The organism is Comamonas badia DSM 17552 (assembly GCF_000484635.1).
GTDB classification, from domain to species: Bacteria; Pseudomonadota; Gammaproteobacteria; order Burkholderiales; family Burkholderiaceae_C; genus Comamonas_C; species Comamonas_C badia.
This window is the reverse complement of sequence record NZ_AXVM01000006.1, coordinates 200,163-215,869: the sequence shown is the minus strand read 5'-3', so window position 1 is coordinate 215,869 and position 15,707 is coordinate 200,163. Positions and strand designations below refer to the sequence as shown.

The 15,707-nt window shown below is 68.6% G+C and carries 11 protein-coding genes; 9 read left to right on the top strand and 2 right to left on the bottom strand.

What is annotated here, in order from left to right; translation table 11 throughout:
• Positions 1-111: 111 nt before the first annotated feature.
• Positions 112-591: a YqaA family protein gene (locus K320_RS0114045; RefSeq protein ID WP_024539466.1), complete on the bottom strand. Its 480-nt coding sequence runs from the start codon at positions 589-591 to the stop codon at positions 112-114.
• A 100-nt stretch (positions 592-691) separates the two neighbouring features.
• Here K320_RS0114045 and dusB point away from each other — a divergent pair, with 100 nt between their 5' ends.
• From dusB to K320_RS0114025, 4 genes are all read left to right on the top strand, one after another.
• Complete coding sequence (gene dusB / locus K320_RS0114040) at positions 692-1,753, top strand: tRNA dihydrouridine synthase DusB (RefSeq protein ID WP_024539465.1); 1,062 nt, start codon at positions 692-694, stop codon at positions 1,751-1,753.
• Entirely contained in the window at positions 1,750-1,989 is a 240-nt protein-coding gene (locus K320_RS0114035; RefSeq protein WP_024539464.1) for a helix-turn-helix domain-containing protein, read from the top strand. Before dusB ends, K320_RS0114035 begins: the two co-directional genes overlap by 4 nt.
• A 230-nt stretch (positions 1,990-2,219) precedes the next feature.
• Positions 2,220-3,821, top strand: a complete 1,602-nt coding sequence (gene purH, locus K320_RS0114030; RefSeq protein WP_029696171.1) for a bifunctional phosphoribosylaminoimidazolecarboxamide formyltransferase/IMP cyclohydrolase — start codon at positions 2,220-2,222, stop codon at positions 3,819-3,821.
• 28 nt (positions 3,822-3,849) lie between these two features.
• Positions 3,850-4,743, top strand: a complete 894-nt coding sequence (locus K320_RS0114025; RefSeq protein ID WP_024539462.1) for an EamA family transporter — start codon at positions 3,850-3,852, stop codon at positions 4,741-4,743.
• A gap of 61 nt (positions 4,744-4,804) precedes the next feature.
• Here K320_RS0114025 and hemL read toward each other — a convergent pair whose 3' ends face one another.
• Positions 4,805-6,115 carry a glutamate-1-semialdehyde 2,1-aminomutase gene (hemL, locus tag K320_RS0114020; RefSeq protein ID WP_024539461.1) on the bottom strand — a complete coding sequence of 437 codons (1,311 nt, stop codon included), beginning with the start codon at positions 6,113-6,115 and terminating at the stop codon, positions 4,805-4,807.
• 208 nt (positions 6,116-6,323) lie between these two features.
• On the opposite strand from hemL, the gene K320_RS0114015 reads away from it, so the two are divergent.
• Genes K320_RS0114015 through K320_RS0113995 form a run of 5 tightly spaced genes read left to right on the top strand, consistent with a single transcriptional unit; the run spans position 6,324 to position 15,666 of the window.
• Positions 6,324-6,728 carry a response regulator gene (locus tag K320_RS0114015; protein WP_024539460.1) on the top strand — a complete coding sequence of 135 codons (405 nt, stop codon included), beginning with the start codon at positions 6,324-6,326 and terminating at the stop codon, positions 6,726-6,728.
• The gene (locus K320_RS0114010) at positions 6,728-7,093 is read left to right on the top strand and encodes a response regulator (RefSeq protein ID WP_024539459.1); all 366 of its coding nucleotides are present in this window, start codon (positions 6,728-6,730) and stop codon (positions 7,091-7,093) included. Before K320_RS0114015 ends, K320_RS0114010 begins: the two co-directional genes overlap by 1 nt.
• A gap of 18 nt (positions 7,094-7,111) precedes the next feature.
• Positions 7,112-7,639 carry a chemotaxis protein CheW gene (locus K320_RS0114005; protein ID WP_024539458.1) on the top strand — a complete coding sequence of 176 codons (528 nt, stop codon included), beginning with the start codon at positions 7,112-7,114 and terminating at the stop codon, positions 7,637-7,639.
• Between the two features lie 36 nt (positions 7,640-7,675).
• Positions 7,676-9,892: a methyl-accepting chemotaxis protein gene (locus K320_RS0114000; RefSeq protein ID WP_024539457.1), complete on the top strand. Its 2,217-nt coding sequence runs from the start codon at positions 7,676-7,678 to the stop codon at positions 9,890-9,892.
• Positions 9,893-9,936: 44 nt separating this feature from the next.
• Positions 9,937-15,666: an Hpt domain-containing protein gene (locus K320_RS0113995; RefSeq protein ID WP_024539456.1), complete on the top strand. Its 5,730-nt coding sequence runs from the start codon at positions 9,937-9,939 to the stop codon at positions 15,664-15,666.
• Positions 15,667-15,707: the final 41 nt, after the last annotated feature.

The following is a 15,707-nucleotide window of genomic DNA, read 5'->3' as shown; positions in this document are numbered from 1 at the left end:
TTAGAAAGCGCCGCCTGCAAAACCAACAACATGTTTGCTTGAACCATATGCGCCGTCGGCCTTAGAAAAAGCCGCAATATGCGTAAGCGCGCCACCCGGCGCGGCCTGGCATCAGATGCCGACCCGCGGCCAGAGGTAGATGAGGCCCGCGGTCATCACCAGATAGCGTGCGAATTTGCCCACAGCCATATAGGCCACGCAGGGCCAGAACGGCAGGCGCAGCCAGCCGGCCACGGCGCACAGCGGATCGCCCACCACGGGCAGCCAGCTGAGCAGGCAGGCGCGCGGCCCAAAGCGCTTGAGCCAGGCCAGCGCCTTGCCCTCGCTGCGCTTGCCGCGCCAGTGCTCCACCGCCTCGTGCGTGCCCAGGCCCATCCACCAGGAAATCGCGCCGCCCGCGGTGTTGCCCGCCGTCGCCACGAGGATCGCGGGCCAGAACAGCTGCGGGTTGATCTGCACCAGCGCAAACACCGCAGGCTCCGACCCCAGCGGCAGCAGCGTGGCGGAAAGCAGCGCGATCAGGAACACCGTGGCCAGGCCGTTGTGCGGCAGCGCAAGCCAGTGGGCGAGGGCGAGCATCCAGGGTTCCATGGGGCTGGAAGTGTAGGTGGGATGGTCGCGGGGTTGCCCAAAAAACAGGCAACTACAATCACCCCCTTCGCAGGCCACTCACCCTGCCTGCCGCGCCCCCATGAACCCGCTCACCCTCGGCCCCGTCACCTTCCCGAACCGCGTTTTTGTCGCGCCCATGGCGGGGGTGACGGACCGGCCCTTCCGGCGCCTGTGCCGCGAGCTCGGTGCGGGCCATGCGGTGAGCGAGATGGTGACCTCGCGCAAGGATCTGTGGGACAGCCTCAAGACCTCGCGCCGCGCCAACCACGAGGGCGAGCCCGGCACCATCGCGGTGCAGATTGCGGGCACCGATGCGGCCATGATGGCCGAGGCGGCGGCCTACAACATGGATCGTGGCGCGCAGCTCATGGACATCAACATGGGGTGCCCGGCCAAGAAGGTGTGCAACAAGTGGGCCGGTTCGGCGCTGATGCAGAACGAGGCGCTGGCGCTGGAGATTGCCGAGGCGGTGGTTGCGGTGTGCGCGCCGCGTGGCGTGCCCGTCACGCTCAAGATGCGCACCGGCTGGTGCGATGCGCACAGGAATGCGGTGCAGCTTGCGCGCCAGTTTGAAGGCGCGGGCATCCAGATGCTGACGGTGCACGGCCGCACGCGCGAGCAGGGTTACCGGGGCGAGGCGGAATACGCAACGATTGCCGCGGTCAAGCAGGCGGTGCGCATTCCCGTGGTGGCCAATGGCGACATCACCGGCCCGCGCAAGGCGCAGGCGGTGCTGGCCGCCACCGGTGCCGATGCGCTGATGATCGGCCGCGCAGCCCAGGGCAGGCCGTGGATTTTTCGCGAGGTGGTGCATTACCTGGATACTGGCGAAGAACTCGCGCCGCCGCTGGTGGCCGAGGTCAAGCGCCTGCTGCTCGCGCACCTGGAGGAGCATTACAGCCTCTACGGCGAATCGACCGGCGTGCGCAGCGCGCGCAAGCACATTGCCTGGTATGTGCACCAGCTTCCCGGCGGCGACGCGCTGCGCCGCCACATCAACACCGTGCAGGACAGTGCCACGCAGTGGGCGGCCGTGCGCGCCTATTTCGAGCTGCTGGAGCAGCAGATGGAGCGCCTGCCGCAAGCGGGCGAAGCAAGCGAATTGACGACCAACGAGAGCGCGGAGGACGTGCACGCATGAGCCCCGCCAACACCAACATCGAAAGCTGCGTGCGCGAAAGCCTGCTGCGCTACTTCGAAGACCTGGGCGGCGAAGCGCCCGAGGACATGTACGACATGCTGCTGCGCCTGGTGGAAAAGCCGCTGCTGGAAGTGGTGATGCACCACGCGGGCCACAACCAGTCGCGCGCGGCCGAGTGGCTGGGCCTGAACCGCAACACACTGCGCAAGAAGCTGGGCGAACATCGCCTGCTGTGAATGCCTTTTGCTGACCTGATGGGCGATGTGTCTCGGGCTCCTTCCCCCTCTGGGGGAAGGCAGGGATGGGGGCCTGGTTTCGCAGACCAAAGAGTTGGTTCAGGTGCGCGGTTGGCCCCCACCCCAACCCTCCCCCGGAGGGGGAGGGAGTTGAATAGTTTGATAGCTGCCAACGCTTGATGGATAAGCGATGGAGCCGGATTTTGTTTTGAAAATCGGGAGTATTGAAAGTGACGACTGCGTTGATTTCCGTCTCGGACAAGAGCGGCATCGTGGACTTTGCCAAGGCGCTGCACGCGCTGGGGGTGAAGCTCGTTTCCACCGGCGGCACGGCCAAGCTGCTGGCGGCCGAGGGCCTGCCGGTCACCGAGGTGGCCGAGGTGACGGGTTTCCCCGAGATGCTGGACGGCCGCGTGAAAACCCTGCACCCCAAGGTGCATGCCGGGCTGCTGGCGCGCCGCGATCTGCCCGAGCACATGGCGGCAATCCAGGCGCACGGCATCAATACGATTGATCTGCTGGTCGTGAACCTCTACCCGTTTGAAGCCACGGTGGCCAAGGCGGGCTGCACGCTGGCGGATGCCATCGAGAACATCGACATCGGCGGCCCCGCCATGGTGCGCAGCGCGGCCAAGAACTGGAAGGACGTGGGCGTGGTGACCGACGCGGGCCAGTACGCTGATGTGCTGGCCGAGCTGAAAGCGCAAGGCAAGCTCTCGGATGCGCTGCGCTTCAAGCTCTCGGTGGCCGCGTTCAACCGCATCGCGCAGTACGCCGGGGCGATCAGCGATTACCTCTCGTCGGTTGAATTCGAGCCGGAAAAGCTCTCCGAGAGCTACGTGCCGCAGCGCGCGCGCTTCGCTGCCCAGAGCAACGGCATCTTCACCAAGGTGCAGGATCTGCGCTACGGCGAGAACAGCCACCAGAGCGCGGCGCTGTACCGCGACCTGTACCCGGCGCCTGGCGCCATCGTCACCGGCGAGCAGTTGCAGGGCAAGGAACTCTCCTACAACAACATCGCCGATGCCGATGCCGCCTGGGAATGCGTCAAGAGCTTCAAGCTGCCCGCCTGCGTCATCGTCAAGCACGCCAACCCCTGCGGCGTGGCCGTGGGCACGAGTGCGCGCGAGGCCTATGCCAAGGCCTTCCAGGCCGACCCCACCAGCGCCTTCGGCGGCATCATCGCCTTCAACCGCCCCGTGGACGGCGCGGCGGCCGAGCAGGTGGCCAAGCAGTTCGTCGAGGTGCTGATGGCCCCGGACTTCACGGCCGAGGCGCTGGCGGTGTTCAAGGCCAAGGCCAACGTGCGCCTGGTGAAGATCGCGCTGCCGCCCGGCGGCGACACGGCCTGGACGCAGGGGCGCAACGCCGTGGACGCCAAGCGCGTGGGCTCGGGCCTGCTGCTGCAGACCGCGGACAACCACGAGCTGCAGCTCGCCGATCTCAAGGTCGTCACCACGCGCCAGCCGACGCAGGAGCAGATCCAGGACCTGATGTTTGCCTGGAAAGTCGCCAAATACGTCAAGAGCAACGCCATCGTGTTCTGCAAGGGCGGGATGACCATGGGCGTGGGCGCGGGCCAGATGAGCCGGCTCGATTCCGCGCGCATCGCCAGCATCAAGGCCGAGGCCGCGGGCCTGTCGCTCAAGGACACGGTGGTCGCCAGCGACGCCTTCTTCCCCTTCCGCGATGGCCTGGATGTGGTGGTGGATCACGGCGCGAGCTGCGTGGCGCAGCCCGGCGGCTCGATGCGGGACCAGGAAGTGATAGACGCAGCCAACGAGCGCGGCGTGGCCATGGTGTTCACGGGAGTACGCCATTTCCGCCACTGAAGCCGCCGCACAACCCGCCGCGCCCCGCGTGCGGCAGGTCATCACCCTCAACCACCTGCTCCTGGGGCTGCTCGTCGTGGCCATCTGGGGCAGCAACTTCGTCGTCATCAAGGTGGCGCTCGCGTCGTTTCCGCCGCTGTTGATGGCGGCGCTGCGCTTTGCCACGGCCACGCTGCCCGCGATTTTCTTCTTCCGCCGGCCGCCGGTGCCCTGGCGCAACCTCGCGGGCTACGGGCTCCTGATCGGCGGCGGGCAGTTCAGCCTGCTGTACCTGGCGATGCAGTCGCAGATCTCGCCGGGCCTGGCCTCGCTCGTGGTGCAGGCGCAGGTGCTGTTCACCGTGGTGCTGGCGGTGCTGCTGGAGGGCGAGCGCGTGCGCTGGTTCCAGCTCGTCGCGGCGGCGCTGGCGCTCTCGGGCTTTGCGGTGATCGGGCTGCACACCGATGGCAGCACCACCTGGCTGGGCATCGCGATGACGCTGGGCGCCGGCCTGTGCTGGGCGCTGGGCAACATGGTCGGGCGCCAGGCCGGGCGGGTGAACATGGTGGCCTACATGGTCTGGACCAGCGCCTTCTCGGTGCCGCCGCTCATCGTGCTGGCGCTGCTGTTTGAAGGCGGCCCGGTGCCGCTGTGGCATTCGATAGAGGCCGCGCCGCTGCTTGCCTGGGGCGCCATCCTCTGGCAGTCGATGGCCAACACCATCCTGGGCTATGGCCTCTGGGCCTGGCTGCTGTCGCGTTACGACGCCGCCACCGTCACGCCGATGGCGCTGCTGGTGCCGGTGTTCGGCATGGGCAGTTCGGTGGCGCTGCTGGGCGAGCCGTTTCCGCCGTGGAAGGGCGCGGCGATGCTGCTGGTGATGGCGGGCCTGAGCATCAACGTACTCTGGCCGCGCATCCGCCAGCGCCTGATCCGGGGCTGACGGCTCCGGGTTTTTGAGTCAAATCGGGCCGTGACGACCGGCTGGCGGGCGCTGGCAGCTATCAGTTTGCGAGTTCACGAAATACCTCGCGCGCCGCGGCCACGGTGGTGGCGATGTCTTCCCCGGTGTGCGCGGCGCTCACGAAGCCCGCCTCGTAGAGCGCCGGTGCGGTGTAAATGCCGCGATCGAGCAGCCCGTGGAAGAAGCGGTTGAAGCGCGCCCCGTCGCTCTGCAGCACCTCGGGGTAGTTGCCGGGCAGCGCGGGCAGCAGGAAGTAGCCCATCATGCCGCCCTCGCTGTCGCCGCAAAACGGCACGCCTTCTGCCTTCGCGGCCTGCGCGAGACCGGTGATCAGCGCGCGGGTGCGCTCTGCCAGTGCCGCGTAAAAGCCCGGCTTGCCCACCTCGCGCAGCGTGGCGAGGCCGCAGGCCGTGGCCACCGGGTTGCCCGAAAGCGTGCCCGCCTGGTAGACCGGCCCCAGCGGCGCGAGCTGCTCCATCACGTCCCGGCGCCCGCCGAAGGCCGCCAGCGGCATGCCGCCGCCCACCACCTTGCCGAGCATGGTGAGGTCGGGCTGGAAGCCCGCGATTTCTTTGGCATACAGGCTCTGCGCACCGCCGAGCGCCACGCGAAAGCCGGTCATCACCTCGTCGATGATGAGCAGCGCGCCGTGCTTGGTGCACAGCGCGCGCGCCGCGCGCATGAAGGGCACGCTGGCGCGCACGAAATTCATGTTGCCCGCGATCGGCTCCATGATCACGCAGGCAATCTTGTCGCCGTGCAGCGCGAAGGCGGCTTCGAGCTGCGCCACGTCGTTGTATTCGAGCACCAGCGTGTCCTGCACCACCACCTCGGGCACGCCGGCGCTGGTGGCATGGCCGAAGGTGGCCAGGCCCGAGCCGGCCTTGACCAGCAGCGCGTCCGCATGGCCGTGGTAGCAGCCGTTGAACTTGACGATCTTGCTGCGCCCCGTGGCGCCGCGCGCCAGGCGGATGGCGCTCATGCCGGCCTCGGTGCCCGAGCTCACCAGGCGCAGCCGCTCGATCGATGGCACATGGCGCATGATGGCCTCGGCGAGTTCGCTCTCGCGTTCGGTCGGCGCGCCGAACGACAGGCCCAGAGCGACGGCGCGGTGCACCGCTTCGAGCACGGCCGGGTGGCCGTGGCCCAGGATCATCGGGCCCCAGGAGCCGATGTAGTCGATGAGCCTGCGCCCGTCGGCGTCCCAGAGGTAGGCGCCCTGGCCGCGCGTGATGAAGGACGGCGTGCCGCCGACGGCCCGGAAGGCGCGCACGGGCGAATTGACGCCGCCGGGAATCAGCGCCTGGGCGTGGTGAAAGAGCGAGAGGTTGTGGTCGGTGGTATCGGTCATGGCCTGCATTTTGAACGGTGTCGGCGGGCCCGCGGCTGCGCCGCGGGGATGAAAACTGTTGCGCATACCAAGCGTGCTCCCATTTTTGTGCCATCTGCTCCTTAGAATCGTTGCATTCAGGGCAAAGCGCCTATAAGCTTGCCCGGACAGGGACTTGGCGCGGCTTTTGAAAGATGCGCGCAGCAGAACACTACAGGAGCGGGACAAATTGGCGACAGCGACTACCGGTCCCACGATCAAGGTGCTCGTGGTGGACGACAGCAACACGATCCGGCGCAGCGCCGAGATTTTTCTCAAGCAGGGTGGGCATGAGGTGCTGCTTGCCGAGGACGGGTTCGACGCGCTGTCCAAGGTGAACGACTACCAGCCGCAGCTCATCTTCTGCGACATCCTCATGCCCAAGCTCGATGGCTACCAGACGGTGGCCATCATCAAGCGCAATCCGCAGTTTGCCGGTACGCCGGTGGTCATGCTGTCCTCCAAGGATGGCGTGTTCGACAAGGCGCGCGGGCGCATGGTGGGCTGCCAGGATTACCTCACCAAACCGTTCACCAAGGACCAGCTGCTGCAGGCGGTGCAGCAGTTCGGCCGCGCGCAATCAGGAGTTCAATGATGGCAATCAAGAAAGTATTGGTCGTGGATGATTCCAAGACCGAGCTGATGTTTCTGACCGATCTGCTGCAAAAGGAAGGCCTGCAGGTGCAGACGGCGGAGAACGCGGACGAGGCCTACCAGCGCCTGGCCCAGGACAAGCCCGACCTCATCCTGATGGATGTGGTGATGCCGGGCAAGAACGGTTTTCAGCTCACGCGGGCGCTGACGCGCGATCCGCTCTACGCGGACATTCCCATCCTCATGTGCACCAGCAAGAACCAGGAAACCGACCGTGTCTGGGGCATGCGCCAGGGTGCGCGCGGCTACATCACCAAGCCGGTGAATGCGGCGGAGTTGCGCGAAAAGATCGGCGCGCTCGCCTGATGCGCCGCGGCACCCGACATGGCTGAACGAGAAACACTCAGGGAAGTCCAGATGCGGCTGCTCGCGCGCTTGCGGGCCGCGGAGGGGGCGGATGTGGCCGTGGCGTCCTGGCTGGCGGTGGAGTGCGCGGGCCAGCGGCTCCTGCTGCCGCTGGCGCAGGCCGGGGAGATCTTTTCATGGTCCGGGGTGCAGCCGGTGCCGCACGCGCGGTCGTGGTTCCTCGGCGTGGCCAACCTGCGCGGCGTGCTCAACGGCGTCATCGACCTGGCCGTGTTGCTGGGCTCGCCGCAGCCGCGGACGGAGCAGGCGCTGGCCGGCTGCGCGCTGCTGACGTTGGGCGCGGTGCTGGAGGTGAATGCCGCGTTGCTGGTGGACCGTTTCATAGGCTTGCGCGGCACGCAGGATTTCGCCGGCGACGAAGAGCCGGTGCCGGGTGCCGCGGCCTGGATAGGCGCGTGCCGTCTCGATGCGCAGGGTGAACGCTGGCAGATCATCGATTTGCAGACGCTGGCGCGCGATGCCGCATTTTTGAACATCAGCGCCTGAGTTTCGGGCGCTTTTTGCTTGACTGGAAGAAAGACTATGGCCTTGGTAGATGCGTTGAACCGGCTGGTGCGGCGGGCGCCTGCGGAGACGGAGGCGGAGCCCAGCCGCATCGATCTGGGGGTCGATCCGCAGCATGGCGAGGGGCTGTCCATGGTGTTCCAGGCCGATGGCGTCGAGAGCGTGCAGGGCGGACTGCCACCCGCTGCCGGCGAGCCGGCACAGCCCGCGCAGGACGACGAAATCGCGCTTCCCCTGATGGGCCGTGCCTCGGTCGCGGTGCACCAGCGGCGCCTGCTGGTCCTGCTGGGGCTGGGGGTGCTGATTCTGGCGATCTTCGGCGGCTGGCTGGCGCAGCGCGCGCAGACCTCGGCACGCCAGCTCACGGCGGTGGGCGAGGCCTTGATGCAGTCACAGCGCATGGTCAAGGCCTTTGATGCGGCCCTGCTGGGCCAGCAGACGGCTTTCGCGGAACTGGCCGACAGCGCCAAGGTGTTTTCGCGCAACGTCCAGGCGCTTTCCGCCGGGGATGCGCAAGCCGGCATCAAGCCGCTGGGCGCGAGCTTCCGCGGTGAGCTCGATGACCTGCGGCCGGTGGTCGAGCGGGTCGAACGCTATGTGGCGGCCATCCAGGGCCAGGCGGCCACGCTGGTCGACGCCCGCAAGGCGGTAACCGCTCTCAATGGCGACAGTGGAGAGTGGCTGCGCGCCGCGCGCGCCCTGGTGGCGCGTGCGCATCAGGGTATCGATGCGGGCGGGCTGGATGCCTCCAATCGCCTGGCGGTGCTCACCCAGCGCACGGCCCTGGATGCCAACCTGGTGTACGGCGGCGCCGGTGTCGGCCTGCAGGCCCAGCTGGAGCAGGATGTGACCGATTTCAAGGTGCTGCTGCAGCGCGTGCCCGAGCTCTCGAGCGGGCCGGGCCGGGTGCTGACGGAGCTCTACCAGGCCAATGAGCCGCGGGTGCTGCAGTTGCTCAAGAGCGCCGATGCGCTCTCGGCGTCGCGCGCGGCGCAGGCGGTGCTGGCGCGCGACAGCGAGCCCACGCGCGAGCACCTGCAGACCATGCAGACCCGGCTGGCCGCGCAGTCCGGCTACGGCCCCGGTGAACTGGCGCTGCTGTTCGTGCTGGCGCTGTTCGTGCTGGCGTGCGGCGTGGGCATCGCGTATGTGCAGGTGCTCGGCGGCCGCCAGCGGCAGCAGCGGGCCGAGGCCGAGCAGGAAGCGGCGCGCCAGCGCGAGCAGGAGGCCAAGCGCATCAACGATGCCAATCAGGCGGCCATCCTGCGCCTCATGAACGAACTGCAGACGGTGGCCGAAGGCGACCTTACACAGGAAGCGACCGTGACCGAGGACATCACCGGCGCGATTGCCGACTCCGTCAACTACACGATCGAGGAGCTGCGCGTGCTCGTGGGCAGCGTGCAGAATACCGCCGCAAGCGTGGTCCGGACGACGACCGACGTGGAAGGCACGTCCACCGAACTGCTGGCGGCATCGAGCGAGCAGCTGCGCGAGATCAGGGAGACCGGCCAGTCGGTGCTGGACATGGCGGCGCGCATCAACGGCGTTTCCGGCCAGGCGCAGCAGTCGGCGGCCGTGGCGCACCAGTCGCTGCAGGCGGCCGACCAAGGCCTGAAGGCGGTGCAGAACGCCATCGGCGGCATGAACACCATCCGCGACCAGATCCAGGACACCTCCAAGCGCATCAAGCGCCTGGGCGAATCCTCGCAGGAAATCGGCGAAATCACCGAACTGATTTCCGACATCACCGAGCAGACCAACCTGCTGGCGCTCAATGCCGCCATTCAGGCGGCGTCCGCCGGCGAGGCGGGGCGCGGCTTTTCCGTGGTGGCCGAGGAGGTGCAGCGGCTGGCCGAACGCTCGGGCGATGCGACGCGGCAGATCGCGGCGCTGGTGAAGGCGATTCAGACGGACACGCAGGATGCCGTGGCAGCCATGGAGCGCTCGACACGCGGTGTCGTCGAAGGCGCGCGCCTGTCGGACAGCGCGGGCACGGCGCTTACTGAAATCGATAGCGTCTCGCGCAAGCTGGCTGAGCTTATCGAGAGCATTTCGGGCGCAGCACTGCAGGAAGCCAAGCTGGCCAACGGGGTGGCCGAGAACATCCAGCACATCTTTGCCGTGACCGAGCAGACCGGCGAGGGCACGCGGGCCACGGCCCACCAGGTCAGGGAGCTGTCCCGGATGGCCGAAGAATTGCACCAGTCGGTGGCGCGCTTCAGGATCGCCTGAGCCCGCCGGACCTGCTTCAGACCAACACACTCGGAGGGCCAGCGATGCCACCCACGGGGACAAGCAACATGCCGGTGCGCGACGTTCATCACGAAGAACAGGACCTCGGGCCGCTGGCGTGGGTGCATGCCGAGCTGCGCAAGACGCTGGACAGCGCCGTCAAGCAGTTGCAGCACTTCGCGCACGAGCTGGAGAGCGCGGGCCAGTCCGATCTGGCGGCCTCCGATCCGGCGGCCTTGCGCACCGTGCGCCAGATGCTGCACCAGTGCGCCGGCGCGCTGGTCATGGTTGGCATGGCGCAGACGGCGGTGGTGCTGCAGGCGATGGAAGCGGCCGTGCACCGCTTCGTGCAGGAGCCCGAGCGTTGCGACGGCGCTGCGGTAGCGGTGCTTGAAAGCACCAGCTTTGCGGTCGTTGAATACCTGGACAGCATCCTTGCCGGCAAGCTGATTTCCCCGGTCGCGCTGTTCCCGCAGTACCGCCAGGTGCAGGCGCTGGCCGGCGCTGCCAGCGTGCATCCCATGGACCTGTGGCCCGCGGAGCGGCGCGTGCGCGAGCCGGTGTTCCCGGGCAGCGTGCTGCCGCTGCCCTACGGCACGGAAGTGCGCTCGCGCATGGATGCGGCGGTGCTGCGCATCGTCAAGAACGGTGACGCAGCCGCGGCGGTGGAAATGCAGCACCTGAGCATGGGGCTGGCGGCAGCCCAGCAGGAAACGCCGCTGCGCATCTTCTGGAAAGTCTGCGCCGGATTCTTCGAGGCGCTGGGCCGCGGGTGGCTGGGCATGGATGCCTATGCCAAGCGCACCACCTCCCGCGTGCTGATGCAGTACGCGACGCTGGCCCGCGGCGGTGCGGCGGTGGACGAGCGGCTGCAGCAGGAGCTGCTGTTTTTCTGCGCCCAGGCGCGCATGCCCGACGATGCCGCCGGCGTGACCGCGCTGCGCTCGGTGCGCAGCGCCTGGGCCATGCAGCGCCAGGCGCCCGTGGACTACGAATCCGCGCGCTTCGGGCTCTTTGACCCGACCTTGCTGGCGCAGGCGCGCAAGCGCATCGCCGCAGCCACCGAAACCTGGTCGGCGCTGGCGGGTGGCGATACCCACAAGATCAAGCAGGCGGTGGACCAGTTCAGCCTGGTCTGCGATTCCCTGCGCAAATTGCAGCTGGACAGCGAGCCCCTGGCCGCCGCGCTTCTGCGCGCCGTGGCCGTGCCGCTGCATTCCACCCAGGCGCCGCCCGCGCCGCTGGGGATGGAGGTGGCGACGGCCGTGCTGTACCTGCAGGCGTCCTTCGAAGAGCTGGACGCGGCACGCGAGCACATGGCCGATCGCGCCGGCCGCCTGGCGGCCCGGCTGGATGGCGTCGTGCTGGGTGGCCAATCCCAGCCGCTCGAGCCCTGGATGGAAGAGCTGTACCGCCGGGTGAGCGACTATCAGACCATGGGCAGCGTGGTCGGCGAACTGCGCATCACGCTGGCGGACATCGAAAAGTCGCTGGACGACTTCTTCCGCAATCCGTCCGAGACGGCGCCGCTGAATGCGGTCCCGGGCGGCATGCAGCAGATGCGCGGCGTGCTGTCGGTGCTGGGGCTGGACCAGGCTTCCACCGCCGTGCTGCGCATGCGCGATGTGGTCGAGCGGCTGTTGACCGGCGGGGTGGAGGAGGCAGACCGCCCGGGCGTGTTCGAACGCCTGGGCAACAGCCTTGGCGCGCTGGGTTTTCTGGTGGATATGCTGGGCTACCAGCGCACCATGGCCGCCAAGCTGTTCGTCTACGACGAGGCGCTGGGTGAATTCCGCTTTGTCGCGGGGCCTGGGCCGCGCGCCCGCATGGAAGATGAGCCCCACGAGGTGCCGGAGCTGCTGGCCGCGCGGGCACCGGAGCCGGCGGCGGCGCCGGTCGTGCAGGCCGCGGCGCCCGAGGCGGCTGCGCCGCTGGCCGAGGCAGCCGTGCCAGAGCCCTCCGGATCGCCGGCCGCAGCCGAGCCTGAGCCGGATGCCGCACCCCTGGATGCTGCGCCGCTGGCTGAGACAGCCGATCGGGCGAACGCCCCGGCAGGGGTGGCCTCGGAGGCGCCGGCCGCTGCCGCGCTGGACCCCGAGCTGCTGGAAATTTTCATCGAAGAGGCGCGCGAGGTCGTGGCCAACGGCCTGGCAGCGGTGCAGGCCCTGCAGCAGGAACCGGGTGACATGGGCGCGCAGGCGGCGCTGCGGCGTGCCTACCACACGCTCAAGGGCAGCTCGCGCATGGTCGGGCTGGATGCGTTTGGCGAGGCCGCCTGGGCCATGGAAGAGGTGTTCAACGATTGGCTGGTGCATGAAAAGCCGGCATCCGCACCCCTGCTCACGTTGTCGCACGACACGCTGACGGCCTTTGGCGGCTGGGTGCAGGACCTGTCCGCAGGCGCCGCGGGTGCCTGGAGCGCCGAAGGCTTTCGCACCGCGGCCGACGCCATGCGTTCCGAGGGCGTGCTGGTGCCATGGTCGCGTGCAATGCCGTCGGAGCAGGCAGCAGTCCAGGTGCCGGCCGAGCCGGCGGCCCGCGACTCCGGGTTCGGCTTCGCCGATACCGTCATCGATGAGGACCTGGCGTCCAGCGTGCTGGATGTCACGCAGGCACCGCCGCCGGGCCGGCCATTGCTGCCCGAGGACGCGTTTGCGCCCGGTGCCGCGGAGCCCCAGGCCCTGGAGCGCTCCGCCGAGGCGCCCTCTGCGCCGCTGGAGTCGCTGGAGCAGGATGCGCTGCCCGCGATGGCTGAGCACGATGCCAGGCAGATTGGCGAGCTGCGCGTTCCGGCGGCGCTGTACAACGTCTATCTGAACGAGGCGGACAACTGGTCCGCGCGGCTGGTGTCCTGCGTCCAGGACTGGGCCGACGCACCCGCCTCCCCGGTGCCGGAAGACGCGGTGGCCTTGGCGCATTCGCTGGCGGGCAGCTCGGCAACGGTGGGCTTCATGGCCTTGTCGCACCTGGCGCGCATGATGGAACACGCGCTGCAGCATCTGCAGCTGCTCGGCGGCGGCCAGCCCGAGCATGTGCGGGTCATGACGGGAGCGGCCGACGAGATTCGCCGCCTGCTGCACCAGTTTGCCGCCGGTTTCCTCAAGGATGTGCATCCGCCGGTCGTCGAACAGCTCGAGGCCGTGCTCGGAATGGAGCTTTCGAGCGGTGCGCAGCCATTGGATGCGGATTCCGTGCAGGACGACCCCGAGTTCGAAGCCACGCTCATCAGCCGGCTGCAGGAGTGGCGCGATTCGCAGAACAACGAGCACTCACAGCCTGCGGAGCCGGCGCCCGAGCCGCTGGCCGCCGAGCCGTCCCTCCCGTCGCCTGCGCAGGCTGCGGATGCCCAGGCGCAGGACGATCCTTTCCTGCAGGAACAGGCGATCGACGATGCCATCGCCCAGGCCATCGCGGCCGATGCCGACGAGGATGACATCGACCTGATCGACACCATCGATCCGGATCTTTTCCCGATCTTCGAGGAAGAGGCGCAGGAGCTGCTGCCCCAGCTCAGCGGTGCCTTGCGCCAGTGGTCCGGCCATGTGGACGATCTCGATGCGCGGCGCGAGCTGCTGCGCGCGCTGCATACGCTCAAGGGCAGCGCCCGTCTGGCGGGCGCGCTGCGCCTGGGCGAAATGGCGCACCGCATGGAATCGGCGGTCGAGGCCATCGACATCGAAACCGCGGCGGCGGTGGATGTCGAGCCCTTGATGGCGCGGCTGGATGCGCTGCAGACGACGTTCGATGCCTTGCGCGCCATTGGCGCGCAGGGGCTGGCCGAGCCCGCCGCCGCCGAGGCATCCGCTGCCGCGCCTGACGGACAGGGCCCGGCACCAGCGCAGGGCGACGCGCTCTTGGCGGCGCCTCTGGTGGCGCCGGTGGCGGTCGTGCGGCCGGTCGAACTGGTGCGCGGCACCGCGCGGGCCGCCGGTCAGCAGGTGCGCGTGCGCTCGCAGCTGCTGGACCGCATGGTGAACGATGTGGGTGAGGTGCTGATTGCGCGCTCCCGGCTTTCCACGCGCATCGAGCAGATGCGTGGTTCGCTGGACGATCTGAGCGGCAATCTTGAACGCATGCGCGCCCAGTTGCGCGATGTGGAGCTGCAGGCGGAGTCGCAGATGCAATCGCGCCAGGCCCAGGCGCGCGACAGCACGGCCGGGTTCGATCCGCTGGAGTTCGACCGCTTCACACGCATGCAGGAGCTCACGCGCATGATGGCCGAGTCGGTCAACGACGTGGCCACGGTGCAGCGCGCCCTGCAGCGTTCCATAGAGGGAGCCGAGGACGACCTGATTGCCCAGGGCAGGCAGGCGCGCGAGCTGCAGCGTGAGCTGCTGCGCACGCGCATGGTCGAGTTCGATTCGGTGGCCGAGCGGCTGTACGCCGTGGTGCGGCAGGCGGCGCGCGAAACCGGCAAGCAGGTGCGGCTTGACATCGTCGGCGGCGCCCTGGAGCTGGATCGCGGCGTGCTTGAGCGCATGGTGCCGGCGTTCGAGCACTTGCTGCGCAACTGCGTGGGGCACGGCATTGAAGAAGGCGCGGTGCGCGAGGCGGCGGGCAAGCCGGCGGCGGGCGCCATCGCCATCACCGTGGGCTACGAGGGCAATGACGTCTCGGTGGAATTCCGGGACGACGGCGCCGGCCTGGACATCGAACGCATCCGCGAGCGCGCGTTGGCCCAGGGGCTGATAGAACCGCAGGATGCCGTCGATGCGGCGCGCGCGGCCGAGCTGATCTTCCTGCCGGGGTTTTCCACGGCGACGGAATTGACCGGGCTGTCGGGCCGGGGCATAGGCATGGACGTGGTGCGTGCCGAGATCCAGGGCCTGGGCGGGCGCATCGAAACCACGACCACGCCAGGGCAGGGCTCGTCGTTTCGCATGGTGCTGCCGCTCACCACGGCGGTCACCCAGGTCGTGATGGTGCGCGTCGCAGCCATGTCCCTGGGCATCCCGGCCAACGTCATCGAAGTCGTGCGCCGCGCGCCCGCGGCAGAGCTTGCGGCCGCCTACGCCTCGGGCCAGTACCAGGATGCGCCGCTGTACTGGGCCGGCGCGCTGCTGCAGATCTCGGCCGGCAGTGTCGAGGTGGCCGACAAGACGCGCCCTGTGGTCATCGCCCGCAGCGCGTCGCAGCGCCTGGCATTGCATGTGGATGAGGTGCTGGGCAACCAGGAAGTGGTGGTCAAGAGCCTGGGGCCCCAGCTCTCGGGCCTGCCGGGGCTGACCGGCATGACCGTGCTGGCGTCGGGCGCCGTGGTGCTGATCTACAACCCGGTGGCGCTGGCCAATGTCTACGGCGAGCAGGCACGCGCCAGCATGCGGGCTCCGGGCGCCGCGGTGGCGCAGGCGCAGGCGGGACTGGCCGCGCCGGCGGCGTTGCAGTCCACGCAGGCTGTGCCGCTGGTGCTGGTGGTGGACGATTCGATCACCGTGCGCCGCGTGACCCAGCGCCTGCTGCAGCGCGAGGGCTACCGCGTCGCGCTGGCGGCCGACGGCCTGCAGGCGCTGCAGCGCCTGCGCGAGGAGCGCCCGGTGGTGGTGCTCTCGGATATCGAGATGCCGCGCATGGACGGGTTCGACCTGGCGCGGGCCATCCGGGCCGATGGCGCGCTGGCGAATCTGCCCATCGTCATGATCACCTCCCGCATGGCCGAGAAGCACCGGGAGCACGCGGTGGAACTGGGCGTCAGCCACTATCTGGGCAAGCCTTACTCGGAGGAAGAGCTGCTCGGGCTGGTGCGGCGCTATGCGGAGGTGGAAACCGTGCCTTGAGGCGCTGACGTCCGGCCGGGCGATGCCGGACATGCCCTGCC

Excerpts from the sequence above, each read along its gene's own strand:
- dusB (WP_024539465.1), top strand. The coding sequence starts at position 692 with ATGAACCCGCTCACCCTCGGCCCCGTCACCTTCCCGAACCGCGTTTTT.
- hemL (WP_024539461.1), bottom strand. The coding sequence starts at position 6,115 with ATGACCGATACCACCGACCACAACCTCTCGCTCTTTCACCACGCCCAG.
- K320_RS0114035 (WP_024539464.1), top strand. The coding sequence starts at position 1,750 with ATGAGCCCCGCCAACACCAACATCGAAAGCTGCGTGCGCGAAAGCCTG.
- K320_RS0113995 (WP_024539456.1), top strand. The coding sequence starts at position 9,937 with ATGCCACCCACGGGGACAAGCAACATGCCGGTGCGCGACGTTCATCAC.
- K320_RS0114005 (WP_024539458.1), top strand. The coding sequence starts at position 7,112 with ATGGCTGAACGAGAAACACTCAGGGAAGTCCAGATGCGGCTGCTCGCG.
- K320_RS0114000 (WP_024539457.1), top strand. The coding sequence starts at position 7,676 with ATGGCCTTGGTAGATGCGTTGAACCGGCTGGTGCGGCGGGCGCCTGCG.
- K320_RS0114045 (WP_024539466.1), bottom strand. The coding sequence starts at position 591 with ATGGAACCCTGGATGCTCGCCCTCGCCCACTGGCTTGCGCTGCCGCAC.
- K320_RS0114010 (WP_024539459.1), top strand. The coding sequence starts at position 6,728 with ATGGCAATCAAGAAAGTATTGGTCGTGGATGATTCCAAGACCGAGCTG.